Genomic DNA, 23,499 nt, shown 5'->3' with positions numbered 1-23,499 from the left:
AGGTGGCGTTTTTGATGCAGCGCCCGCCATCAGCTTTGGTTGCGAAGGCTTTCCAGCACCCCGCGATAGAGCGTTCCAAGCCGCTGCACATCCGCTTCGTCGAGAGTTTCCTGCTGCACGCGTTGAGCGAACACCTGCTCCGGCGTCAGCTCGTCGAGGGTCGCCTGCTCGCTCTGCAGGCTGGCGACTGCGCTGCCGCGGGCGCGGCGAATGCGCAGCACTTCCACCGGCAACCCCTCACACAGTGCGGCGATACGCACCTGCAGATCGCTGAGGTAATCGTCGCCCTCGACTTGCACTTCCAGCCACACTGGTCGCTCAGCGCTGCCTTCAGCGGCCGCTTCGGCCAGCGCAGCGGGCAGGGTCTTGAGCGTGCCGCGTAGCGATTGCAGCACCTGGAAGCGCGGCACCGGCAACGCGCTTACATCTCGCAAGCCCGTCTCGTCGACCTCGACCAGCAGCACTTCCTTCTGCTGGCGGGCTTCGTCGAAACTCAGAGGGATCGGCGATCCGCTGTAGCGAATGTGCTCAAGGCCGCCGACCTTCTGAGGCCGGTGAATATGCCCCAGGGCGATGTAATCGGCGGCTGGAAAAGACGCCGTCGGGAAGGCTTCCAGCGCGCCGACGTAGATTTCCCGCACCGACTCGCTGGCACTGGCGCCCACGGTGGTCAGGTGCCCGGTGGCGATGATCGGCACGCTGCCGCCGAGTTCGCCCCGCCGCGCCAGGGCCAGCTCGAAGAGCGCCTGGTAATGCCCGTGGATGGCCTGCTGCAGCGACAGTTGTTTATCCGCCGCGCTCTGCCCCGCTTCGCTGCGCAGCACGTCGCGCGGGCGGATGAAGGGAATGGCGCAGAGCAGCGCCGCCGGCTCGCCGTCGGCGCCGTCGAGCACTAGCAATTGATCCTGCAATTGCACGCCGACACCTGGAATCACCCGGGTGCCGAGTTGGGCCAGCAGGGTGCGGCTTTCACCGAGCATGGCCACCGAATCGTGGTTGCCGCCGAGCACCACCAACTGGCAACCGGTGTCGCGCAGGGCGACGACGAAATGGTTGTACTGCTCGCGGGCGTAGCTGGGCGGCGAACCCGTATCGAAAATGTCGCCCGCGACCAGCACCACCTGCACCTGGTGCTCGCGCACCTGCTCGATCAGCCAGGCGCAGAACGCCTGATGCTCGGCCTGACGCGTCTTGCCCATGAAGTGCTGGCCCAGGTGCCAGTCGGAGGTGTGCAGAAGGCGCATGACGGCCCGATCCCGTGACTGAAAAATCCGATCACCATGCCTTCTCACCGCCATCAAGGCAATGGTTTCACATCAGGTAACACACCTGCAGGCGGCGTATTGACTGCCCTGAGCGGCACTTTACGGCCGTCCGTCTGGCACTGGCCGTTCCACGGGTCGAACCATTGCGAAAAGGCCTCGGTCGGAAAATTCGTTGCCCTTCCCCTTACCGACCCTGTTGAGGAGTAAACGCCGATGAGCACCGCGTCCGCCCGCCCGCTGTCCTTGTGCGCCACAGCGCTGGCCCTGTGTGGCCTGCTGCACAGCGCCGCCCACGCTCAGACCATCGCTCTGGATGTGCCTTATGTGCCAACGCCCGAGCCGGTGGTGGCGCGCATGCTGGAAATGGCCAACGTCAGCCCTGATGACTACGTGGTCGATCTCGGCTCGGGCGATGGCCGCATCGCCATCTCGGCGGTGAAGGATCGCGGCGCCAAGGCGGCTTACGGCATCGACCTGAACCCGCAGCGCATCGAGGAAGCCGAGGCCAACGCGCAGCAGGCAGGGGTCGCGGACAAGGTGGTGTTCGAGCAGGGTGACCTGTTCAAAAAGGACATTGCCGACGCCGATGTGCTGACCATGTACCTGCTGAACACCGTCAACATGCGCTTGCGCCCGGTGATTCTCGACACACTCAAGCCCGGCACCCGCGTGGTATCGCACGCGTTCAGCATGGATGACTGGGAGCCTGATCGCAGCGACATCGTCGAAGGCGCGCGCATCTACCTATGGATCGTGCCGGCCAAGGTGGCAGGTAACTGGGAGATCGACAGCGAGGGCGAAACCTTCAATGTCGATCTGCAGCAGAGCTTTCAGGAAATCACCGGCGTCACCCAGCATCAGGAGAGGCTGCGCGGTCGCCTGAACGGCACTGAACTGCGCTTGGAGATCGACGGCAAACTGTATGTCGGCCAGGTCAACGGCGATCGCATCGAGCCGATCTCCGCCGAGGGCGCGGTGCCCGGCTGGAGCGCGCGACGGAGCTAAGCCATGAACGCACGCACAACGACACGACAACCCGGCCTGTCGGTCATCGACGGCGTTGCCCTGCTGGTCGGCGTGGTGATCGGCGTGGGCATCTTCGGTTTCCCGCCGCTGGTGGCTCAGCACGCCGACAACAGCGTGCTGTATATCGCCCTGTGGCTGGCCGGTGGCCTGCTGATGCTGGTCGGCGCGCTGTGCTACGCCGAACTCGGCGCCTGCTACCCGGATCGCGGTGGTGAATACCATTATCTGCACCTGGCCTGGGGGCGGCAGCTAAGCCTGTTGTTCGCCTGGGCGAGAGGCACGGTGATCCAGACCGGCGCGATCGCCGTGGTGGCGTTCATTTATGGCGATTATGCGCAGCGTCTGCTGCCGCTGGGTGAGTACGGCAGCGCCTGGCACGCGACCATGGTGGTGGTGGCGCTGACCGCGCTGAATATCCTCGGCACCCACGAATCCAAGCGCCTGCAGGTGCTGTTCACCGGCATCACCCTCGCGGCGCTGATCACTGTGATTCTCGCCGGCCTGCTGCTGGCCGAACCGATTGAAGCAGTCGCGCCGGTCGACAACGAGTTCAGCGGTAACCTGGCCGGCATGCTCGGCATGGGTATGGTGTTCGTGCTGCTCACTTACGGCGGCTGGAACGAGGCGGCTTATCTTTCTGGCGAGCTGCGCAACCCGGGCCGCAACATGAGCCGTGTGCTACTGCTCGGCACGCTGGTGGTGACCGCTGTGTACCTGCTGGCCAACCTGGTGTTCATCAACATCTTCGGGCTCGAAGGCCTGCGCCAGTCGAGCGCGATCGGTGCCGACCTGATGACCATCGTCGCGGGCCCGTGGGGTGGCGTACTGCTCAGCGTGCTGATCTGCATCACCGCGATCAGCACGCTGAACGCCACCATTCTCACTGGATCGCGGGTGTACTACGCATTGGGTCGCGACGTGCCGCAGCTGTCGATGCTTGGCGCCTGGAACGACCGTGCGGCCACTCCGGTGCGTGCGCTGCTGGCGCAATGCCTGATCACCTTGCCGCTGATTCTGTTCGGCGCGCTCAGCGAAAACGGCGTGCAAAGCATGGTCGCCTACACCGCCCCAGTGTTCTGGCTGTTCATGTGCGTGACTGCCCTTTCACTGCTGCGTCTGCGTCGCCTGCAGCCCGATCGCATGCGTCCCTTCAGTGTGCCGCTGTATCCACTGATGCCCTTGCTGTTCGCTGCCAGCTGCCTCGGTCTGTTCTGGGCGAGCACGCTGTACGCCGGCGCTGGCGCACTGCTGGGGCTGGTGATACTTGGCGCGGGGCTGCCGCTGTTGCTGCTGCAGCGGCCGGCAGGCGCGCTGGCACCCGGTTCTAACTGACAGCAGTTCTGTGATAAACAAGCCCTCCCGCTTTTTGGAGATTGTCGCCATGCAGCCGAAACCCTCTATCGAATTGCTGATCTGTGACTGCGACGGCGTATTGATCGATAGCGAGATCATCGCCGAGCGCCACCTGCACGCAGCGCTCGCCGAATACTACCCGGCTCACGAGCTGGACGTGGTCCTGGCTGGCACTTTCGGGCTGCAGAGCCGCGACATCCTGGCACGCGTCGAAGCGCATTTCGGCAAGCCGCTGCCCACCGGGTTTCTTGAAGAGAACCGCAACATCATCAAGGCGCGTATTCGCGCTGAAGTGCAGCCCATCGCTGGCGTGCGTGATGCATTGATGAAGATCGACCTGCCGCTGGCGGTGGTGTCCAACAGTCTTTCAGATGCTGTGGCTTTCGCTCTGCAGCGTTGCGAGCTGGTCGAGCGCGTCAACCGTGGCGTGTTCAGCGCCGATCAGGTCGAACGCCCCAAACCCGCCCCTGACCTCTACCTGCTGGCCGCGGAAACCGCTGGCGTCGACCCGCGCAATTGCCTGGTCGTGGAGGACAGCGTTACGGGTGCTACTGCTGCGCTTACCGCGGGTATGCAGGTGATCGGCTTCCTCGGCGCCAGTCATATTCCGCCAGAACATGGCGAAACCCTGCGCCAGCTGGGTGTCGAGCACCTTATCGGGCGTATGGATGAATTGCCGGGCCTCGTGCAGCGTGTTCAGAACGGTGAAACCTAAGCGGCGATGCCAACGCTGCTAAAGCAGTGCCTGGCATTTTCACCGATACCCCGCTGGACTGCGGCGTCAGATAGCGGGCCGCGTAGATGAGCTGCCGTGGCGGCGCTTCCACTCATCCACCACATCGCCCATGGTGCTCGGCGCACCGCTTCTAATCCATGCCATGAACGGTCGGTCGAAGCGGAAATCAGCACCGCATTGCTGCAGCATGAAGCGTCGCACTTTCTGGGTATTGCGATACGTGCCGTCAATCACCGTGTCGCGCTCGATCGTGCCGCTATGCCAGTCAAACGCCATCAGCTGCTTCCTTTAACCAAAGAAAAGGCAAATCCACTGCGGCAGTCACTGCCGGGCGGCTCAGAGCGCCAACCATCCCACAACCGCACCACCCAGCACCACCAGCCAGGGCGGCAGTTTGCCGGCCATCAGGGCAATCAGCGCGATGATCGCCAGGGCAAGGTCCAGTAAACCGTGTATGGCGCTGGTACCGACCGGCTGATACAGCGTGGCCAGCAACAGGCCGACCACGCCGGCGTTCACCCCGAGCATCGCCGCCTGAATACGCGGACGGCCGCGCAAGCGCGCCCAGAACGGCAATACGCCGGCGAGGATCAGAAACGATGGCAGGAAGATCGCCAGCAGACACAACAACCCGCCGGTCCAGCCGGATAACGGCGCCTGCATCGCGCTGCCGAGAAATGCCGCGAAGGTAAACAGCGGGCCGGGCACCGCCTGGGTGGCCCCGTAGCCGGCAAGGAACAGATCATTACTGACCCAACCGCTCGGCACCACCTCGGCCTGCAACAGCGGTAACAGCACATGGCCACCGCCAAACACCAGGGCTCCGGCCCGGTAGAACGCATCCAGCACGTTGAGGGTCGTGCTCTGCAGGCTGTACGCGAGCACCGGCAGGCCTAGCAGTAACGCGACGAACAGGGCCAGCCAGAGCGCACCGGTTTTCTGAGTGATGCCGACGGGCAGCGAGTTTGCACCGCTGTTGGCCGCGGGCATGAAGAATATGCAGCCCAGCACCCCGGCGCCGACGATCACTGCAACCTGCCCCAAGGCGCCGGGCATCAGCAATGCCAGAACGGCCGCGGCGAGCATCATCCCGCGCCGCGGAACGTCCGGGCAGAGCGTGCGGGCCATGCCCCACACAGCCTGGGCAACTACCGCGAAGGCGACGATCTTCAGCCCATGCAGGGCGCCCGAGGCGAGCGAATCGCCCTGATCGACGATGCTTTGTGCAAACAGCATCAGCAGCACAGCGGACGGCAACGTGAAGCCAGCCCATGCCGCCAGCGCACCGCGGTAACCGGCTTGCGACAAGCCGATCGCCATACCCACCTGGCTACTGGCCGGACCAGGCAGGAACTGGCAAAGCGCAACGAGCTCAGCGTACGCCTGCTCGCTCAGCCAGCGGCGACGCGTGACGAACGCCTCGCGAAAATAGCCCAGGTGCGCGACCGGGCCACCAAAGGAGGTCAGCCCCAGGCGCAGGAAAATCAGAAAGATCGACCACGAGGTGGCGGGGGTACGCGAGGCTTCAGGCACGCAAAGGGTTCCAGGCAACAGATCGACACGCGGGCTGCGCAAATGTGGGTAACCGCCAGCCATTGCCAGCCGATCACCTACCAAACGAGTAAGTTTGCGACAGCTGCATGACAATTTTAAGGCATCTGCGCTTTCTAGCCTTTCTTCCTCGAATGGCTCAGCGCCTTGGCCATGTCCTGATCAACCTGCCTGCGCCAGGCACGGTCCTCTCGACTGTCAGGCTGCAGGCGACGATCAATGTCAGCGTTCGCACTGGCCTGACACTGTCTAAATCCGTCGTCCCAGCCAGTCGCGTATTGCGCGTCCGCCAGGTACACCGGCACATTCTTGCGGAACGCGCCGAGTGCCTTGGCGGCGCTATCGCCGCTGGTGCAACCGTCGGCATAGCCCGACGCGAACGCGGCCGAGTAACCCTGCGCGAGCATGTAGTCGCGGGTACTTTGGCAACCGCCCAGTAATGCGATCAGTACTGCTGGCAGCAGCAATCGACGCCACATCATCACGGTCATGATTACCTCACTCGTTGAGTGCCTGGAACACTTTCTCCTTCAACACGCAATAAGCCCACGGGCTTGTACTGCAGGCTCCACTGTCCAGCGCCGCGCGAAAGCGCACCAGGTCGACCTGTTGCAGGTAGCGCTCGGCATCCTCGAACCGCTCTCTTCCGCCAAAACCGCCCTCGCGCATTTCGTCGATGGCCTGCTGCCTGCTCCAGCCCTGGTAAACGATGCGGTACATGGCCGCGATCATCCCGGTACGGTTCTGCCCGTGCTTGCAATGAATCAGCACTGGGCCGTCCGCCTGGGCCTGACGAATACTGCGCAGCGCCTGCAGCACATCGGCGTCGTCCATGCGGTCGGCATGTAGCGGCTGATGGATCTGGCGGATGCTCGGCACGCTCAGCCAGTCCGCATCGCTGCGCTGGTAAAAATTGATCACGGTGGCGATCTTCAACTGCTGCAGTTCGCCCTGTTGCTCGGCACTGGGCAAGGCACTGCGATACAGGTCGGGCTGCATGCGATAGAGGTTGAAGGCTTGGTCCACTGGCTGTGCCCAGTGCGGATCGGCGCCCGCTTGCCGAACTGCGCTCCAGGCAGCCGTTGTGGGCATGCCGAGTACGGCCACCAACAACCAGCAGATAAAAGACAACGGGCGTGGTGAGGCGTATCGGAGCTGTGGCATCGTATGATCCTGGCTGGATGAACGAGCACAGTCTCGCGGCTGCCCTGTGAGGGCATCGTCATCGCTTCGTGAAAAAAGCGTCAATTCTGTGAAGAGAACGTAGCAATGCGCATTCTGGTGATCGAAGACAACCGCGACATCCTGGCCAATATCCTGGATTACCTGCAGTTGAAGGGCTATACGGCCGATTGTGCGCAGGACGGTTTGTCCGGTCTGCATCTGGCTACTCAAGGCCACTACGACCTGATCGTGCTGGATATCATGCTGCCCGGCCTCGATGGCTACCAGCTGTGCCGGCGCCTGCGCGAGGAAGCGCGCAGCAGCATTCCGATTCTCATGCTGACCGCCCGTGACGCGCTCGAAGACCGTTTGCAGGGCCTGAGCGCCGGGGCCGATGACTACCTGATCAAACCCTTCGCATTGTCAGAGTTGGTCGCGCGCATCGAAGCCATTCTGCGGCGCTCCCAAGGTAATCGGCGTCGCGTGCTGGAAGTCGCCGACCTGAGCTACGACCTCGACACCCTCAGCGTGACCCGCGCCGGGGCGCTCATCAAACTTAACCCACTCGGCATGAAGCTGCTCGGCGTGCTGATGCAGCGCTCACCTGCCGTGGTGCGCCGCGAGGCGCTTGAAGAGGCCTTGTGGGGCGACGATTGCCCTGACAGCGACAGCCTGCGCAGCCACATTCACCAACTGCGCCAGGCCATTGACAAGCCGTTCACCACAGCGCTGCTGCACACCTTGCATGGCGTCGGTTATCGCCTGGCAGCGAATCGTGATGGAAACTAAACAGCCGTTCCGCCGGCGCATCCTTATCGCGTTCGTCACCATGACCATCTTGGTCAGCGGCATATTTTCCCTGAGCATCGTCGCCATCGTTCACTTGATCGAAGAGCATCTGGTTTCCGAAGAGCTCGCGCTCGAACTGGACACCGTAATCGAGCAGGATCTGAAGAACGGGCAGGCTCCACGCCTGGACGCAAAGACCCGTTTCTACGCATCTAGCTACCCTGGATACAGGATTCCTGATCGCTACGCCGACCTGCCGAAAGGGTTCAGCGAGCAGGTCGAGGGCGAACGCGCCTATTACCTGTTTACCCAGATCAGTAACGGTGAGCGCTACCTGCTGGTACAGGAGCAGAGCGAATTCGAAAAACGCGAGCAGGTGTTGTTCAACGTCGTGCTGGCCGGCTTCCTGCTCTCCGTGCTTGGTGCTCTGGCCTTGGGCTGGTTCATGTCCGAGCGGGTGATGCGGCCAGTCAGCAAGCTGGCCAACCAGGTGCGTCACCGCGACCAGCTGCTGCCGCTGGCACCCGCTCTGGCACCCGAGTACCCGGACGATGAAGTCGGCCAACTGGCCGCTGCGTTCGACAGCACCCTGGGGCGACTGCGCCAATCTCTGGAGCGCGAAAGGCTGTTCACCAGCGACGTCAGCCATGAGCTGCGCACGCCATTGATGGTCATCGCCAGTTCGTGCGAGTTGCTTTCCCAGGTCGCCCTCGAACCCACCCAACGCAAACAACTGGAGCGCATCGAAAGAGCCAGCGCCGAAATGCAGGATCTGGTGCAGACGTTCCTGCAACTGGCTCGGGTCAAGGGCAACGAAAGCCTGTTCGCAGGCAGCGCCAGCCTGCGGCAAATCGCCGATGAGCAGGTCGATATCTGGTCACCGCTGATGCGCGAGAAAGGTCTCGATTTCCGCCTGGTTGTGGAGGCGCAGAACGATGCCGTCTACAACCCAACCTTGCTGCGCACGGTGATGGCCAACCTGCTGCGCAACGCGCTGCATTACACCGAAACCGGCTTCGTGACCCTGACCCTGCTGGCCGACGGCTTTCGCGTCGACGACAGCGGCGTGGGCATTCCCGAACAACAGCATGAGCAGATCTTCGATCCCTTCGTGCGCGGCGAGCAGGCCCGCGGAGAAGGGCTGGGCTTGGGCTTGTCGCTGGTAAAACGCATCTGCGCTCATCAGGGCTGGCAGATTTCGGTGCACAGCCTGCCCGTTACTGGTAGCTGTTTTCAGGTGTCGCTCGCGGCGCCGACCTAACGCTTTTTTCACGTTCGCTTAACGGGTTCATCAGAATCCGCTTCGTAACATCGAGGCACTTCCATCCAGGTGCCTCGCCATGTCCAAGCCGCGCCCCGTCGCTCTGCCCTTTTCCAGCAAATACGATCAGCAACATGCGCAACATTACCTGCACAAGCACCAGGCCGGCCCGGCCCGGCGCCTGTCTCACTGGCGTGACGTGCAGGTCGGGCGCGCCGCGCTGCGCATGGCCGGTGACCCGAACTTGGTGCTCGATCTTCCCTGCGGCGCCGGGCGCTTCTGGCCGATGCTTGCCGAGCACCCCAACCGAGTGATCCTGGCAGCCGACAACTCGGCCGACATGATTGCAACCGCCCTCGCCGCCCAGCCACCCGAGGTGGTCAGGCGGGTACGAACCTTCAAGACGTCAGCGTTCGATATCACACTGGGCAACAACTCGGTCGACTGCGTGTTCTGCATTCGCTTGCTGCACCACTTCCAGTCTTCAGAGCACCGCCTCGCGGCGTTGCGCGAATTTCACCGGGTTACCAGGGACACGGTGATCGTTTCCCTGTGGGTCGACGGTAACTACAAGGCATGGCGGCGCAACCGACTGGAACAGCGGCGCGGGGGCGGCGAAAACCGTTTCGTGGTGAGACGCCAGGCAATCGAGCTTGAATTTCTCACGGCCGGTTTCCAGGTACTCGGCTACAGCGATTTCCTGCCTGGCTACGCCATGTGGCGTACCTACACATTGCGCAAGCGTGAGGTGCAATGATGGCAACGCTAATCGGCTATCACTCGGCGGTACAGGCCAGCTCGACCTTCGACCGCTGGTGGCAATGCAACGGTGCGTGGGTGGAGCCCCTCAACCAGCGCCGCGACGGTGAAAGCGGTGTGCAGCTGCTGCACCCGCGCAATCCGTCTTATCCAGCCCTGTATAGCAAACGCCAGACCGGCCACTTGTACCGCTGCCTTCGCCACCCCTTGGGCCGCCCGACCATCATGCGCGAGCTGGAGGCCTACCGGGCCTTCGCGCGGCTCGGCATCAGCGTGCCCAAGATCGTCTATGGCGCAGCCAGAAAGCATGAAGGCGACTGGCAAGCGCTGCTGATCACCCAGGCCTTGCCAGGCTTTATCAGCCTTGAGCAGTGGTACGCCGTGGAGCGAAGCGCCGAGCACGTGACAGTTATGCTGACGGCATTGGCCAACACCCTGGCGCGCCTGCACCACGGCCGATGGCAACATGGCTGCTGTTATGCCAAGCACATCTTCGTCAAGGTCAGCAGCAATGACGGCGCGCCGCCTGCCGCCGAAATCGCCCTCCTCGATCTGGAAAAAAGTCGCCGTCGCTGGCGCGCGGGCAATGCCTCCCGCCATGACATGCGCCAGTTGCGACGCCATTCTGGTGCGATGCCCGACGGGGACTGGAGCCTTCTGATGGAGACCTATGCAGCGTTGATGCGCCCCTAAACGCCGGTGCACGCCGCTGGCTGATTGACTGGTCACTGCAACGCACCTGCGCCTCGCGTAAAGGCAGCGTTTTCCAGTGCAATCAGGCCGCTATGCGCGTGCCACCCAGGTAGCCAACAGCGCAACGCCTACCGCTACCTGGGCCCATAGAAACACGCGCACGACCTTGCCAAGGGTTGGACCGAGTGCGCAGCGCCACCGCAGTGCAGCACCAACGGCCAGGACAGGCATAAACGCCATGCTCCAGGCAAACCAGGCGACGCCAATGCCCATGCAGCCGAAATTTTCGCAGCGAAGCCACCCAATACGGCTGGCAGCGACCATCAGTATCAGAACTGCCACGACATAGGCGGCTGCGATTGCTTTGCTCATGGTGCCATCCCGCTTGAAGTCTTTTTGTTGGGCCACTGCCCGCACCTGCCCATTGAGCCCTGCCTCGCCCGTGGCGTGCCTCGATCCAGAGGCCGGATGGTGGTTTTCAACCGTCTGCCATGGGCACGGTGGTTGGGCCCTCGTTTAGGGTAGCGAGTGCCTGATGGATCAAAGGCGTGATCCACCGCCTGCCTGGCTTCACATCAGCCAGTCTTTGACCAGCACATGAGTCTTCACCTTGTAGACGCCGGGAAAGTTCTCGATCTCGCCACGCACCTCGGCCAGCCGCTGCATGGAAGGCGCCTCCACGTAGACCATCATGTCGGTCTCGCCACTGATACCCGAACAGCGGCGCACTTCCGGAAACACGCGCATGCGCTCTACATACTGCTCGCAGCGCCCGCCGGTATAGAACAATTCCAGGTAGGCGCGCACCGCGACGCTGGTGGGTTCGGCGATGCGCGCGTGGTAGCCCTGAATCACGCCGGATGCTTCCAGCTGACGGATGCGCTCGCTCACAGCTGAGCGTGACAGGCTGACCTGGCGGGCCACTTCGGTGACGCTCAGGCGCGCGTCGGCGCGCAGCAGGGCGATGATGCGTTGATCGAACTTATCCACTGGGCTCTCTGCACCACTCTGCACAAACAGGATGACGGGTATTCCCGCCGTTTCGTCGGTCATCGACGACGCTTCGCCAGCAGCCGCACAGGCGAGGCGGCCTTACCATGGCGGCATGGGCCAGCAGGCGCTCTGCCAATGGCGCGTCAGGACGAGCGAGAGCATACAACATGAGTCGATTGAACAAGGAACTGGGGCTGCTGCAGGGCATCGGCCTGTTGTCCACCTCGCTGCTGGGCACCGGTATTTTCGTGATCCCGGCGCTGGCCGCCACGGCCGCTGGCGAGATATCCCTGTGGGCCTGGCTGCTGCTCATCGTGCTGATCCTGCCGATGGCGTTCACCTTCGCTCAGCTTGGCCGCCACTACCCGCATGCCGGCGGGGCGCCTCACCTGATCGGTCGCGCTTTCGGCGGGCGCATGGAGCGTTTGAGTGCCTTTCTGTTTTTGGCCGTTCTGCCAGTAGGGCTGCCGGCAGCGTTGAATATCGCCAGCGGCTTCTGGCACGCGCTCTTCACACTGAGTGACGTGGCGGTGCTGGCCGTCCAGTTGGTCACCCTGGGCATCATCTTGCTACTCGGTCAGCGACCGGCACGCACCTCGGGCGGCGTACAGATCGCCATCGCCCTGGCAATTATCGCGACCATCGCGCTGATCTGGTGGAAGGGCGACCTGCCGCACGCCGAGCAGCCGTTGCTGCCGCCGCTGGCCGGCAACTGGCAACTGATGCCGGTGGCGCTCGGGGTGATGTTCTGGTGTTTCGTCGGCATCGAGGCCTTCACGCACCTGGGCGAAGAGTTCAAGAACCCGCAGCGCGATTTCCCCCTGGCGCTGCTACTCGGCGTGCTGCTGGCGGGCCTGGTGTACTGGGCGTGTTCGGTGGCGGTGCTGAGCTTCCATGCCTACGGCGATGTGCGCACCGATGCGGCATCCCTACCACGCATGCTCGATCTGTTGCTGGGCGACGAGGCGCGCTGGCTGAGTGCAAGCATCGGCTACCTGGCCTGTTTCGCCTCGATGAACGTGTATATCCAGGGCTTCGCGCGGCTGATCTGGAGCCTGGCCGACGAAGGCAAGCTGCCACGCCGCCTCGCCAGCCGCAACAGCAATGGCGTGCCGGCCAGTGCCTTGCTGGTGGTGGTGCTCAGTTGCGCGCTGAGTACCACGGTGATCTGGTGCCTGTCGCTGCCACTGGATCAGCTGATCCGCTATGCCAACGGCAATTTCATCGTCATTTACCTGTTCAGCATGGCCGCCGGCTGGGTGCTTTTGGAGGGCTTCTGGCGCTGGCTGGCCGGCATCAGCGCACTGCTGTGCATCGGCATTTTGCTGATGCTCGGGCTCGATGCGCTGTACGCCATCGGTCTACTCGGCATTCTCATGCTGCTCGACCGTCGGCGCCAGGCGCGTCGCACGGCGATCGCCCTCGGTTGACTGCGCGACGGGCGACCGCAGTGATGCCAGTCGGGTAAACTCTGCGCAACGCGGGCCGCCTCTGCCGGCCCCATTTTTTTTGCGTAACGCCGGAAGAGACCCTCCATGCCGATCCGTCACTGTATCGTCCACCTGATCGACAAGAAGCCTGATGGCAGCCCTGCCGTACTGCATGCCCGCGACAGCGAACTGGCGGCCTCCCAAGCCATCGAGAACATGCTCGCCGACCTCAACGACAGCTACAACGCCAAGCAGGGCAAAGCCTGGGGCTTCTTCCACGAAGAATCCGGCGCCTACCCGTTCAGCGGCTGGCTGAAGGCCTATCTGGAAGAAGGCGGGGATTTCACTGCGTTCAGCCGCCAGGCGGTTGAGCATCTGCAGAAGCTGATGGAGGAATCCAACCTGTCCACCGGCGGCCACGTGCTGTTCGCCCACTACCAGCAAGGCATGACCGATTACCTGGCCATCGCCCTGCTGCACCACAGCGAAGGCGTGGCCGTGAACGACGCGCTGGACGTGACACCCGCCAAACACCTGGACCTCGGCCAGCTGCACCTGGCGGCGCGGATCAACATCAGCGAATGGCGAAACAACAAGCAGTCCAAGCAGTACATCTCGTTCATCAAGGGCAAGAATGGCAAGAAGGTCTCGGAATACTTCCGCGACTTCATCGGCTGCCAGGAAGGCGTCGACTCGCCGAGCGAGACGCGCACTCTGCTCAAGGCGTTCAGCGACTTCGTCGAAAGCGAGGACTTGCCCGAAGAACAGGCGCGCGCCAAGACTGACACCCTGGTCGACTACGCCACCAGCCAGGCCAAGATGGGCGAGCCAATGACCCTGACAGAGCTGTCGGGATTGATTGACGAAGAGCGCCCCAAGGCGTTCTACGACCATATCCGCAACAAGGACTACGGGCTGTCGCCGGAAATCCCCGCCGATAAACGTACCCTGAGTCAGTTCCGCCGCTTCACCGGCCGTGCCGAAGGCCTGTCGATCAGCTTCGAGGCCCACCTGCTGGGCTCGAAGGTTGAATACGATGAAGCGTCAGACACGCTGACCATCCGCAACCTACCGACTCAGTTGACTGATCAGTTGAAACGTCGCAAGGATTGAGCCATCGCGTAAGGTTGCCTATGCCAAAGAGGACTGCACCATGAAACGGATTTTGCTGATTCTTGCGGTACTGGCGACCTGGCAACAATGGGATCGCATCGAGCCGATGCTGTTTGGCAATAACCAGCAGGTCGCCGGCCACGGTGAGGTCATCCTCTACGCCACCAGCTGGTGCGGCTATTGCGCCAAGACCCGCGAGTTCCTCGACGAGCGCGGCATTGCCTACACCGAACGGGACATCGAAACGTCCACCGACGCACGCCGCGCCTACGACGCACTCGGTGGCCGTGGCGTGCCGGTGCTCAAGGTCAACGGCAAGGTGATCCACGGCTATGACCCACAGGGGATTCTGGCCGCTTACTGAACATCGCTGGCAACCGTCAACATTGACAGCGTTAGCCGTCTCAACAGACACGCCAGCCATGTGCAGAGGCGCCGTTCGCCTTTTCTGATATGCAGCGCTCCGGCATGAGTGTGAGCTGCCTACGAACGGAAGCGGAGCATTCAGCGTGGAACCAGCAGTTGCCGAACCATCGTCTTGAGTTGTTTGACGGCGAATGGTTTGAGGAGCAGTTCGGTCTGGCCGCTTTTGAATGCGATCGCAGGCACGCTGTTTTCGGCAAAACCGGAAATGAACAACACCTTGAGCGTCGGCCGCGCCTGCAGCGCAGCCACCGCGAGTTCATCGCCGCTCATGCCGCCCGGCAGCCCGATATCGGTGATCAGCAATCCCACCTGAGGCAGCCGTTCCAGCTGTTGCAACGCATCCGCGGCGGCTGCCGCTTTCACGACCTGATAACCCATGTCTTCCAGGGTTTCGCCGACAAGATCGCGAATGGCTTTTTCATCGTCCACCAGCAGGATCAAACCACTTGGCGCAGGCGCAGCCTCTTCCGCAATCAATGGCGCAGCGACCTCGGTGGCTGTCTGCACGCCGTGGTGCAATGGCAGAAACAGATTCACGGTGGTGCCTTCACCTACCGTTGATTCGATCTGCGCGTCCCCGGCGGATTGCCGGGCAAAGCCATACACCATCGACAGCCCCAGGCCCGTGCCGGAGCCCAGCGGCTTGGTCGTGAAGAACGGATCGAACGCACGCTCCAGCACGCTCTTTGGCATACCCACGCCGGTATCCGTCACGCGGAAGCGCACGTAATCTCCGACGTTCAGCGTAGCGGTAGCTTGCGCAGGCTCGATACGCAGCTGGCTGACCTCGATCTTCAACCGACCGCCTTGAGGCATGGCATCGCGTGCGTTGATACACAGATTTAGCAGCGCATTCTCCAATTGATGAGCGTCGCAGAAGCACAACACCGCCTGCTCGGGTGGCAACACTTCCAGCTCGATACGCGGCGTGAGCGTGCGGCTGATCAGCTCCTTCATGTCCTGGACCAGCGACACCGGGTCGACAACCGTACTCGCCAATGTCTGACGCCTGGCGTAGGCCAGCAGACGGTGTGTGAGGGAGGCGGCGCGCCCGGAAGCATTGCGGGCCAGCCCGACGTATCGCTGAAGATCCCCGTGCCGGCCTTGCGCAAGGCGCTGCTCGAGCATGTCCAAGCTACTGGTGATCACGGTGAGCAGATTGTTGAAATCGTGAGCCAGGCCGCCCGTCAGCTGACCCACCGCTTCCATTTTCTGACTTTGCTGCAATTGCGACCTGACCTGCTCAAATGCCTCCTGGCGCTCCTTGTGCAGCGTGATGTCCCGGGCGACCGCGAAGTAATGCCCCTGGCGGCGTGCAATTCGCCAGTTCAGATGCAGCGGCAGACCATTGCTACGAGCACCCTGGGTATTGAGTTCGGCAATGGGCCCCTCGCCCAGGCTGCGCAGGGCATCGGACAGTTGTGACGGAGAGATGAAGCTGAAAAACGCGCCATCCTTGAGTGCTTGATCGCTGTGCCCGGTTTCGGTTTGCCAGGCCGGGTTCATCGCCAGCACTTCCCCGCTTGCGGACAAGGCGCAGATCAGGTCGGGCGATACGTTCCAGATGCCGTCGCGTTCCAGCGTACGGCGCTCAACCTCGTGCTCCAGGCGCTCGTTAATATCGGAGAGTGCGTCCAGGCTTTTCCGGAAAAGTGCGCAGACCACCGCCATGCCGAAAGTCACCAGCCCGAAACTCGCGCTGCTGGCCCAGGTGTGCAAAGGGTCCTGAAGGCCGATTTCGCCGATAAAGAAATAATGCGCCGCCAATACTGCCAATACGCATCCCAGCAGGGACGGCCCGACGCCAACCCAGAAGCCGATGAACATCAGGCCCGGTATGAAAAACAGGTACGGCAACTCGGTAAACGGCAGCTGCACGCGCAGCGCGCAACACAGCGCGACCACAACGGCGGCGCCTGCATAGCGCACCGGCAGGCTTAGCTGAGTACGCGTAAGCCGGCGGACTCGCTCAAGGCTCCGGGAAAAAATACTGATCAAGTGTGGCTCCATGGGGCCAGATCCGGAATCTCGGATGCGCAAGAGCTGGCAGACTGTGAGCGTGAGGATAACCGCTCGAACTGCCATTATATAAGGCTATCGGCAAATACCCAGGCCGCTTTAGCCTGAGCGGCCGAGCGCACCGCAGCATCTGTCTGCCCGAGGTTGGGGCACGCTAAATTGTCGAGAGCCAACTAGTATGGCTAAGCTCAAGCATACAAAGGGAGCCCGCAACTCGCTGATTCCCTGCCATTTCGCGGTAAGTAGCTGATATGACCCTGTGCAATCTCATTTCCCCGCAAGAAGAACGAGCACGTCTGGCTGAAGTGGACCGTTTGACGTCTGACCTGCAAAGTGGATCGGATCCGGTGCTCAATAGTATCGTCAACATGATCTCTGCCTACTTTGGCGTGCCGACTGCACTGGTCAGCATCATTGATCGTGATTACCAGATGTTCAAAGCACGGGTTGGCATGGAGCCCGAGTGCACGCCGCGGGAGATGTCATTCTGTGCGCACAACCTCGAAACCGGGGCGGTGCTGGAGATATGCGATCCAGTCGGTGACCCGCGCTTTTCTAGCAACCCACTGGTCACGGGCGAGCCCTTTATCCGCTATTACGCCGGCGCGCCGCTGATTATCACGCCCAGGCTGAGCCTTGGCAGACTGTGCATCATCGACAATCAGACACGCCGCCCGATGGACGAGCAAGGCAAAACCTTGTTGCTGGACGCGGCCAAGGTGGTAGTGGCGCGCCTGCAATCGATTCATCGGCAACATTTCTCCGACCCCCAGACCGGCCTGCCCAACCGGCAGCGCTTCGAGGCGGACATCCTCAATGAACCGTCAACGGCTAACCGGGTAGCCATCCTCGTCGAGCCGCTATCCGCATCCGGTATGGATGGGCTGGTCAAGGCGTTGGGGCTGGAGTTCTTCGCCAACTTCATGCTGGCTGTCAAAGAGCTGCTGGTGGAAACACTCCCCACGGGCGCGCGGCTGTATCGCTCTGGCACCCTGGGTTTCGTGACGCTATTCGAGCCCTCCCCAGCGCTGCCGGTGCAACAGTTACTCAACGCAGTCGTCACGGCCTTCAAGCGGCCGCTGTATAGCGCGGACGTACCCGTATTTCCCGATGTGGGGATCAGCGTGCTGCAGCTTGATCGTGAAGCCGGTACGCCAATGGATATTTTGCGCCTGATGGCCAGCATCACCGACGCAGCACGCAGGAGCGAACGCCGCTGGCTCGATTACGACCCGGTGATCGATTCCAGCTTGCGCCGCAGCACGGCATTGCTAAACGCCATCGAAGCGGCGCTAGTGGCCCCCGACCAGCTCAGGCTGGTGTACCAACCGCGCGTGGACCTGGCGAGCAATCGCTGCGTGGCGGTCGAAGCGTTGCTGCGTTGGACCCACCCAACGTTGGGGGAAATCAGCCCCGCCGAATTCATCCCGCTCGCCGAAACCACCGCATCGATACGCAACATCACTCGCTGGGTGGTCAGGCATGTTTGCGAGCAATTGGCTCAATGGCGTGGCCAGGGCCTGGAAATGACCACATCGCTGAACGTCTCGGCCCTGGATCTGACCGATGGTCTGCTGTTCGATGAGTTGGTCGCGGCCATGCACGAGTTCGATTTAGCGCCTCAGCACGTCGAGCTCGAATTTACCGAAAGCGTGTTGGTCACCGACTTCCAGTTGGTGCACGTGCAACTGCAACGATTCCGTGACCTGGGTGTGGCCATCGGCATCGATGATTTCGGAAGCGGCTACAGTAACTGGGCATACCTGCGGCAGATCCCCGCCACCACCGTCAAGCTCGACCGCTCGCTGCTGGCCGACCTGCAACCGGGCAACAGCGAATGGCACATCATCCGCGGCCTGATCAGCCTGGTGCGAGACCTGCGTCTGACGGTGGTGGCCGAAGGCATCGAAACCGAACTGCATTACCACCTATTGCGCGGCTGGGGATGCCAGCAAGGTCAGGGTTATTACTTCGCCAAGCCGCTGCCACCAGCGGATTTGGTGGCTTGGCTGAAGGACAAAAGCGCGAGTACCAGACAGGGTTGAGGTTGGTATTTGTAAAAGCAGTCCTGCACAAGCACCAACTCGGGCCACATGCACACCTACCGGTGACCGAGAGCAGGTGACTGTCGCTGTCATCTGCCGGGGATGCGAAATAAAGCCGTTGCTGATAGCGGAGCGGATGGTCATGACCGGCTGCGTCTAGCGGATAGCGTCACCAGTTTCCGCTACCAACTACGAGCAGTCGCTGGAAACCAAATCCTCCTTTCATTTTTTCTTATTCATCCTGTATGACTCCTGACGCCTTCTAGAGCACGCACTCGCAGGGAGTAAATGGGCCCAGTCCCTGCCCAGCCTCTGGCTCATCTATCTCATCAAGGCACACGTGGGCTAGATCGCCTGCCGATTGAACGCAGCGGGACAGCCTATTACAGTGTCCAGCTTGATCGAGGCAGCACCCAAATGAATACGGCACAAGCCATCATCCCCAAAATCGTCGAACTGCTTGCCCAAGAACAGCTGCCCGTTGGTAGTCACCTGGCGGCGCAAAAGATTGCAGACCGTTTGAACGTCTCTCGCTCGCCAGTGAACGACGCGCTGCAATCGCTTTGCGAATCAGGCTTGCTGGTACGCATGAAAAATCGTGGCTATTTCCTGGCTCAAGATCCTGAGGTCCACAGCCCGCCACGCGAGCCGGCCACGCAAAACCTGGTTGGCCAAGCATATTTTGCCGTAGCGGATGATCTGCTTACTGGCAAGCTGCCGATGGCCGTATCTGAAAGTGCACTGAAGGCGCGCTACAAGTTGACGGGTACGCAGTTACAAACGCTGCTGGCGCGAATATCCAGCGAAGGCTGGGTGAACCGAAAGCCCGGTTACGGCTGGGAATTTTCGTCGATGCTAACCACGCCCGACAGCCTGTTGCAGTCCTATCGAATGCGTCTGGCCCTTGAACCAGCAGCTCTCCTAGAGCCGGGGTATTACATAGAGCCCGCTATTATCGAACGTTGCCGTGCTGTCGAACTGGAACTGATCAACGGCGGTATCGAAACCGCCAGCGCCGATGAGCTGCACGACCGTGGCGTACGTTTTCATGAAGCCCTGGTTGAGGCTTCGGGCAACCCTTTCTTCATTGACACCATCAAGCGGATCAACAAAGTACGCCGCCTACTCTCCTACCGTTCAATGAAGAACCGTGCACGCTACGTCGAGCACTGCGAGCAGCACCTGGAAATACTCGCACTGCTCGAAAAGAGCAAGCCGCAGCAGGCCTCTGATGCGCTAAGGGATCACTTGCACGCGACGCTGAGGAATCTCAGCGAGATAAACGACATTCTTCGGCCCGAAGGTAACTAGACCAGGCTTTTCGCTACCCCGCTTCTTGAAGAGGCGCAACCGACGCGCCTTTAATGCCATGCCGGTTCAGGGCATCGGCAACGAATCCTGAGGCCTTCATTTCCTCTACAAAACCTGCAAGAAAGCTCTGGGCCTCGTCTCCACGGTTCCGCAGCAGTCCCATGGCTTGGCGAATCACCATGAAGCGACCCGGTAACAGGCGCAAACCGCCGAAACGCAAGGCATCGGCCTCCAATTGCTGGCGTACTCCAGCTGCCACTTCATGGCCATGGGTGAGAAAATGCTCCACCACAGCAGGCGATGTGGGTGCCCGCTCGATACTCGCCTGTTGCAGCTCGCGGCTGAGGTAAAGGTCGTAGGCGCTACCTTTGCCGACAGTCACTCGAGTACCCGGCCGATCCACTTCCTCATTACTACGCAGAGACGAATGCTCGCTGACTAAGTAGGCACCTTCGATCAGCACATAGGCATCAGTGAAAGCGATTTGCTCACCACGCTTGGGATCGATGGCGAAGAAGCCAAAATCGGCCTGATCAAGCTGAACGGCTTCTACAGACTTGCCTGCGGCGTCCCAAACCACCAACTCGAGCTCCACGCCAAGTCGTTCGGCCAGAGCCCTCGCAATATCGACGGAGACACCGCATGGTTTGCCGTTGGCCGGATCAAGTCCGGCCAGAATAGGATTGCCTAGATTGATCGAAGCCCTTAGACACCCGTAAGGCGCGAAGGCCTGTCGTAGGGATGCAGAAACACTCATCGCCTGCCTCACTCAGAATTGCTTGATGATCGGATTGGGCCCACTTACCTGCCCCTTTGTTGACAGTATCAGGTCTCTACGGAGTGCCCTGCTTCGGCCAGGGTTTTGCGCAGAATGGCGGGGATCACGCCGCCTCGGCGCAACAACTCGACCTCCAGCTGGGTCTCCACAGCTGCTGTCGCCAACAGTTCGACCTGCGTGCCATTGCGCCTGAGAATGGTCACTTCGACAGCAGTGCGTGGCTGAATTTCTTGAGCCTTGATGTGGATGCGATCACCGCCTTGCAGTTTCAGCACCTCGGGACCCGAGCCCGCCGGCAGACGCAGCGGGAGAACGCCCATGCCGATCAGGTTGGAGCGATGGATTCGCTCGAAGCTCAGCGCCAGTACCGCGCGAACACCAAGCAGCCGTTGCCCTTTCGCAGCCCAGTCACGTGATGATCCTGTGCCATAGCGTTCGCCGGCGACCAACACGATGGATTCGCCCTCGTCCCGGTATCGCTGCGCCGCCTCCCAGATCGGCATTAGCTGCCCTGAGGGCGCGTGCAGGGTATGTGCAACCGCGGCCTCAGGCGCCAGCAGGTTGACCAGCGATTTGCTGTGAAAGGCAGCGCGCAACATGACTTCCCAGTTGCCTCTGCGTGAGGCGAATACGTTGAGATCGTTACGAGCATCACCGCGCTCGACCAGAAAGTCCGCTACCAGACTGTCAGATGGAATAGCGCTGGCCGGCGAAATATGGTCAGTGGTTACGTCGTCGCCCAAGACCATTAACGGGGTGGCGCTGTAGTCACCCAATTGCGAGCCGTACTTCAGCGAAGCGAAGGGCGGGCGGCGCAAGGTTGTGGATTTTTCTTCCCAAGGGAATTGTGGCGTGTTGCCGACAATCAGCTGATGCCATAAAGGATTACGTTGCGCAGCCTCGAAACACCGCTTGAAATCCTCCGGCACAACAGACTGCGCCAGTGCATCAGCGACCTCCTCGTGCGATGGCCACAACTGCTTTAAAAATACCGGTTGTCCGTCAGGACCATGCGCGACAGGCTCGTTCTCCAAGTTGCGCAGAGCATCACCCGCCAAGGCGTAGGCAACCACCAAGGGAGGAGACATTAGAAAGCCCAGATCAAGATCAGGGTGAATTCGCCCGGTAAAATTACGATTTCCCGAAAGCATCGCGACGGGATGGATGCGGCCAGCCTTTGCCTCATCGACGATCACCTCGGGCAACGGCCCCGAGTTACCTATGCAGGTGGTGCAGCCATAACCGACGATGTCGAAGCCTGTTGCTGTCAGATCCTCGAGAAAACCACCGCGCTCCAGATAGGCCGCCGCCGCTGGAGAACCCGGGCCCAGCGAAGTCTTCACCCAAGCGGGGGCCTTCAGTCCAAATGCCCTGGCCTTGCGTGCGACCAGCGCGGCGGCGATCAACAAGGCAGGATCGGACGTATTGGTGCAACTGGTGATCGCGGCGACCGCAACCGGGTACCGCGGTAATTGTGAAGTGCTGCTGGGATGAAAATTCAGCGTCTCCAAGGAAGCTGGAATATCGCTGTAGGCCAGGAGATCCTGAGGCCGGCGAGGCCCGGCGGCATGCATACCGATGCTGTTCAGGTCGATATGCAGCAACTTGGTGTATCGCGGGCGAGCCTGCGGGTTCAGCCACAGCCCGTTGCGTTGCAGGTACGTGCGAACGAGTTCGATAGCCCGCTCGCTGCGCCCCGTCTGCCGCAGGTAATCGAGTGTCCGTTCATCTACCGGGAAGTAGCCAGTAGTGGCTCCGTATTCGGGGGCCATGTTAGCGACCACCGCTCTTTCTCCAGCACTCAGAGTGGGTACACCGGTGCCAAAAAACTCCACGAACTCACCGGATACGCCTATACCGCGCAGCAGATGAGTCACTGTTAGCGCCAGATCGGTTGCCAACACACCTGGAGGTAGGCGTCCGGTCAGCTCGACACCGATTACATCCGGCACACGCAGCATTGTCGGCATGCCGAACATTACGGTCTGCGCTTCCAGCCCGCCCACGCCCCAGCCCAATACGCCAATACCATTGATCATCGGCGTGTGGCTGTCGGTGCCGATCATCATGTCTGGCATCACCCAGAGTTCGCCACTCGCGGCTCTGCTGGTGCACACCACGGTCGCCAGTTGTTCCAAGTTAATGGTGTGCATGATCCCGGTACCTGGCGGGTTGATGCGAACGCCGTCGAGCGATTGCGATGCCCAACGCAAAAATCGGTAGCGCTCCTGATTACGGCGGATCTCGTAGCTCATGTTGATGGTTGCGGCATCGGGGCGACCATACGCTTCCACCGCCAGCGAGTGATCAATCGATACATCGACTGGCAGGGTCGGATTGAGTAGCGCAGGATCGGCGCCCGCCTCCGCTAGCTCATCACGCATTGCAGCAATATCGACCAGCGCAGGCGTGCTTGTGGTGTCGTGCATGAGCACTCGTGCAGGGCGAAATGCAATCTCAGCCTCACTGGTGCCGGTTTCGAGCCAGTCGAAAATGGCTGCTACGTAAGCATCGCGCTCTGCACCGTCGTTGTTGCGCACAACGTTTTCCAGCATCAGGCGCAGAACCACCGGCAATTTCTCTAGGCGATCCCCGCAGATAGCAGGCAAATCGATGTATCGATACCGGTCTGCGCCGATATCAAGATGCTCGCTCGGATAGCTATTTGTGTTTTCCATGGGATACCAGGATTACATTTCTTGTGATAGAAATGTAATCCTATTGGGATTGAAGGCACAGATCAATCATCTGTTTTCAACCTGATAAGACAACGATCAGTGAACGCAA

General features: G+C 61.3%; 22 protein-coding genes. 12 read left to right on the top strand and 10 right to left on the bottom strand.

Going from position 1 to position 23,499, the window contains the following annotated elements; genetic code table 11:
- Window positions 1-29: 29 nt before the first annotated feature.
- Window positions 30-1,244 carry an exonuclease subunit SbcD gene (gene sbcD, locus BLS60_RS01185; RefSeq protein ID WP_092363718.1) on the bottom strand — a complete coding sequence of 405 codons (1,215 nt, stop codon included), beginning with the start codon at window positions 1,242-1,244 and terminating at the stop codon, window positions 30-32.
- Between the two features lie 234 nt (window positions 1,245-1,478).
- Between sbcD and BLS60_RS01180 the strand changes: the two genes are divergently transcribed.
- From BLS60_RS01180 to BLS60_RS01170, 3 genes are read left to right on the top strand one after another with little or no spacing between them, the layout of a single operon-like run.
- Window positions 1,479-2,270, top strand: coding sequence for a 50S ribosomal protein L11 methyltransferase (locus BLS60_RS01180; RefSeq protein WP_070881339.1), 792 nt, complete (start codon window positions 1,479-1,481; stop codon window positions 2,268-2,270).
- A gap of 3 nt (window positions 2,271-2,273) precedes the next feature.
- Window positions 2,274-3,623 carry an APC family permease gene (locus BLS60_RS01175; RefSeq protein ID WP_092363715.1) on the top strand — a complete coding sequence of 450 codons (1,350 nt, stop codon included), beginning with the start codon at window positions 2,274-2,276 and terminating at the stop codon, window positions 3,621-3,623.
- Window positions 3,624-3,672: 49 nt separating this feature from the next.
- Window positions 3,673-4,359, top strand: a complete 687-nt coding sequence (locus tag BLS60_RS01170; RefSeq protein ID WP_070881337.1) for an HAD family hydrolase — start codon at window positions 3,673-3,675, stop codon at window positions 4,357-4,359.
- Between the two features lie 66 nt (window positions 4,360-4,425).
- Here BLS60_RS01170 and BLS60_RS01165 read toward each other — a convergent pair whose 3' ends face one another.
- From BLS60_RS01165 to BLS60_RS01150, 4 genes are all read right to left on the bottom strand, one after another.
- A complete protein-coding gene (locus BLS60_RS01165; protein ID WP_092363712.1) occupies window positions 4,426-4,656 on the bottom strand; it encodes a DUF6434 domain-containing protein in 231 nt (76 codons plus the stop codon).
- Window positions 4,657-4,716: 60 nt separating this feature from the next.
- Window positions 4,717-5,913, bottom strand: a complete 1,197-nt coding sequence (chrA, locus tag BLS60_RS01160) for a chromate efflux transporter (RefSeq protein ID WP_244153339.1) — start codon at window positions 5,911-5,913, stop codon at window positions 4,717-4,719.
- A 134-nt stretch (window positions 5,914-6,047) separates the two neighbouring features.
- Entirely contained in the window at window positions 6,048-6,422 is a 375-nt protein-coding gene (locus tag BLS60_RS01155) for a hypothetical protein (RefSeq protein ID WP_420848383.1), read from the bottom strand.
- Between the two features lie 7 nt (window positions 6,423-6,429).
- The gene (locus BLS60_RS01150; RefSeq protein ID WP_092363706.1) at window positions 6,430-7,095 is read right to left on the bottom strand and encodes a dual specificity protein phosphatase family protein; all 666 of its coding nucleotides are present in this window, start codon (window positions 7,093-7,095) and stop codon (window positions 6,430-6,432) included.
- Window positions 7,096-7,200: 105 nt separating this feature from the next.
- Here BLS60_RS01150 and BLS60_RS01145 point away from each other — a divergent pair, with 105 nt between their 5' ends.
- The 4 genes from BLS60_RS01145 (at window position 7,201) to BLS60_RS01130 (ending at window position 10,597) form a co-directional block, all read left to right on the top strand.
- On the top strand, window positions 7,201-7,884 hold the full coding sequence (locus BLS60_RS01145; protein WP_070881333.1) for a response regulator transcription factor: 684 nt from the start codon (window positions 7,201-7,203) through the stop codon (window positions 7,882-7,884).
- Entirely contained in the window at window positions 7,874-9,145 is a 1,272-nt protein-coding gene (locus tag BLS60_RS01140) for a sensor histidine kinase (RefSeq protein ID WP_208597269.1), read from the top strand. Before BLS60_RS01145 ends, BLS60_RS01140 begins: the two co-directional genes overlap by 11 nt.
- Before the next feature lie 79 nt (window positions 9,146-9,224).
- Window positions 9,225-9,902: a class I SAM-dependent methyltransferase gene (locus tag BLS60_RS01135; RefSeq protein ID WP_092363700.1), complete on the top strand. Its 678-nt coding sequence runs from the start codon at window positions 9,225-9,227 to the stop codon at window positions 9,900-9,902.
- Entirely contained in the window at window positions 9,902-10,597 is a 696-nt protein-coding gene (locus BLS60_RS01130; RefSeq protein ID WP_092365235.1) for a lipopolysaccharide kinase InaA family protein, read from the top strand. Before BLS60_RS01135 ends, BLS60_RS01130 begins: the two co-directional genes overlap by 1 nt.
- Before the next feature lie 90 nt (window positions 10,598-10,687).
- On the opposite strand, the gene BLS60_RS01125 is transcribed toward BLS60_RS01130, so the two are convergent.
- Window positions 10,688-11,005 (bottom strand): hypothetical protein, encoded by a 318-nt coding sequence (locus tag BLS60_RS01125; RefSeq protein WP_092363697.1) that lies wholly within the window; start codon window positions 11,003-11,005, stop codon window positions 10,688-10,690.
- Between the two features lie 162 nt (window positions 11,006-11,167).
- Window positions 11,168-11,587 carry an Lrp/AsnC family transcriptional regulator gene (locus BLS60_RS01120; RefSeq protein WP_070881446.1) on the bottom strand — a complete coding sequence of 140 codons (420 nt, stop codon included), beginning with the start codon at window positions 11,585-11,587 and terminating at the stop codon, window positions 11,168-11,170.
- Between the two features lie 170 nt (window positions 11,588-11,757).
- On the opposite strand from BLS60_RS01120, the gene yjeH reads away from it, so the two are divergent.
- The 3 genes from yjeH (at window position 11,758) to BLS60_RS01105 (ending at window position 14,497) form a co-directional block, all read left to right on the top strand.
- Window positions 11,758-13,020: an L-methionine/branched-chain amino acid transporter gene (gene yjeH / locus BLS60_RS01115; protein ID WP_092363694.1), complete on the top strand. Its 1,263-nt coding sequence runs from the start codon at window positions 11,758-11,760 to the stop codon at window positions 13,018-13,020.
- Between the two features lie 105 nt (window positions 13,021-13,125).
- On the top strand, window positions 13,126-14,133 hold the full coding sequence (gene yejK / locus BLS60_RS01110; RefSeq protein ID WP_070881328.1) for a nucleoid-associated protein YejK: 1,008 nt from the start codon (window positions 13,126-13,128) through the stop codon (window positions 14,131-14,133).
- Window positions 14,134-14,173: 40 nt separating this feature from the next.
- The gene (locus BLS60_RS01105) at window positions 14,174-14,497 is read left to right on the top strand and encodes a glutaredoxin family protein (protein WP_092363692.1); all 324 of its coding nucleotides are present in this window, start codon (window positions 14,174-14,176) and stop codon (window positions 14,495-14,497) included.
- A gap of 140 nt (window positions 14,498-14,637) precedes the next feature.
- Here the strand turns inward: BLS60_RS01105 and BLS60_RS01100 are convergent, their stop codons facing one another.
- Window positions 14,638-16,557 (bottom strand): ATP-binding protein, encoded by a 1,920-nt coding sequence (locus tag BLS60_RS01100; RefSeq protein ID WP_167357634.1) that lies wholly within the window; start codon window positions 16,555-16,557, stop codon window positions 14,638-14,640.
- Window positions 16,558-16,829: 272 nt separating this feature from the next.
- Between BLS60_RS01100 and BLS60_RS01095 the strand changes: the two genes are divergently transcribed.
- The gene (locus BLS60_RS01095) at window positions 16,830-18,623 is read left to right on the top strand and encodes a sensor domain-containing phosphodiesterase (protein ID WP_244153338.1); all 1,794 of its coding nucleotides are present in this window, start codon (window positions 16,830-16,832) and stop codon (window positions 18,621-18,623) included.
- 417 nt (window positions 18,624-19,040) lie between these two features.
- Window positions 19,041-19,934, top strand: coding sequence for a GntR family transcriptional regulator (locus BLS60_RS01090; RefSeq protein ID WP_092363686.1), 894 nt, complete (start codon window positions 19,041-19,043; stop codon window positions 19,932-19,934).
- 13 nt (window positions 19,935-19,947) lie between these two features.
- Here the strand turns inward: BLS60_RS01090 and BLS60_RS01085 are convergent, their stop codons facing one another.
- Window positions 19,948-20,691, bottom strand: a complete 744-nt coding sequence (locus tag BLS60_RS01085; protein ID WP_092363683.1) for an ABC transporter substrate-binding protein — start codon at window positions 20,689-20,691, stop codon at window positions 19,948-19,950.
- A 68-nt stretch (window positions 20,692-20,759) separates the two neighbouring features.
- Complete coding sequence (acnA, locus tag BLS60_RS01080; RefSeq protein WP_092363680.1) at window positions 20,760-23,390, bottom strand: aconitate hydratase AcnA; 2,631 nt, start codon at window positions 23,388-23,390, stop codon at window positions 20,760-20,762.
- Window positions 23,391-23,499 lie beyond the last annotated feature (109 nt).

It is taken from the genome of Phytopseudomonas seleniipraecipitans (assembly GCF_900102335.1).
Lineage (GTDB): Bacteria > Pseudomonadota > Gammaproteobacteria > Pseudomonadales > Pseudomonadaceae > Aquipseudomonas > Aquipseudomonas seleniipraecipitans.
This window is presented reverse-complemented; position numbering and strand designations above follow the sequence as displayed.

Bases quoted from the DNA above. Each gene is read 5' to 3' on its own strand.
- BLS60_RS01175 (WP_092363715.1), top strand. From the start codon at position 2,274: ATGAACGCACGCACAACGACACGACAACCCGGCCTGTCGGTCATCGAC.
- BLS60_RS01085 (WP_092363683.1), bottom strand. From the start codon at position 20,691: ATGAGTGTTTCTGCATCCCTACGACAGGCCTTCGCGCCTTACGGGTGT.
- yejK (WP_070881328.1), top strand. From the start codon at position 13,126: ATGCCGATCCGTCACTGTATCGTCCACCTGATCGACAAGAAGCCTGAT.
- BLS60_RS01140 (WP_208597269.1), top strand. From the start codon at position 7,874: ATGGAAACTAAACAGCCGTTCCGCCGGCGCATCCTTATCGCGTTCGTC.
- BLS60_RS01170 (WP_070881337.1), top strand. From the start codon at position 3,673: ATGCAGCCGAAACCCTCTATCGAATTGCTGATCTGTGACTGCGACGGC.
- acnA (WP_092363680.1), bottom strand. From the start codon at position 23,390: ATGGAAAACACAAATAGCTATCCGAGCGAGCATCTTGATATCGGCGCA.
- BLS60_RS01165 (WP_092363712.1), bottom strand. From the start codon at position 4,656: ATGGCGTTTGACTGGCATAGCGGCACGATCGAGCGCGACACGGTGATT.
- BLS60_RS01105 (WP_092363692.1), top strand. From the start codon at position 14,174: ATGAAACGGATTTTGCTGATTCTTGCGGTACTGGCGACCTGGCAACAA.
- sbcD (WP_092363718.1), bottom strand. From the start codon at position 1,244: ATGCGCCTTCTGCACACCTCCGACTGGCACCTGGGCCAGCACTTCATG.
- BLS60_RS01095 (WP_244153338.1), top strand. From the start codon at position 16,830: ATGACCCTGTGCAATCTCATTTCCCCGCAAGAAGAACGAGCACGTCTG.
- BLS60_RS01155 (WP_420848383.1), bottom strand. From the start codon at position 6,422: ATGACCGTGATGATGTGGCGTCGATTGCTGCTGCCAGCAGTACTGATC.
- BLS60_RS01145 (WP_070881333.1), top strand. From the start codon at position 7,201: ATGCGCATTCTGGTGATCGAAGACAACCGCGACATCCTGGCCAATATC.
- BLS60_RS01135 (WP_092363700.1), top strand. From the start codon at position 9,225: ATGTCCAAGCCGCGCCCCGTCGCTCTGCCCTTTTCCAGCAAATACGAT.
- BLS60_RS01130 (WP_092365235.1), top strand. From the start codon at position 9,902: ATGGCAACGCTAATCGGCTATCACTCGGCGGTACAGGCCAGCTCGACC.
- BLS60_RS01150 (WP_092363706.1), bottom strand. From the start codon at position 7,095: ATGCCACAGCTCCGATACGCCTCACCACGCCCGTTGTCTTTTATCTGC.
- BLS60_RS01090 (WP_092363686.1), top strand. From the start codon at position 19,041: ATGAATACGGCACAAGCCATCATCCCCAAAATCGTCGAACTGCTTGCC.
- yjeH (WP_092363694.1), top strand. From the start codon at position 11,758: ATGAGTCGATTGAACAAGGAACTGGGGCTGCTGCAGGGCATCGGCCTG.
- BLS60_RS01180 (WP_070881339.1), top strand. From the start codon at position 1,479: ATGAGCACCGCGTCCGCCCGCCCGCTGTCCTTGTGCGCCACAGCGCTG.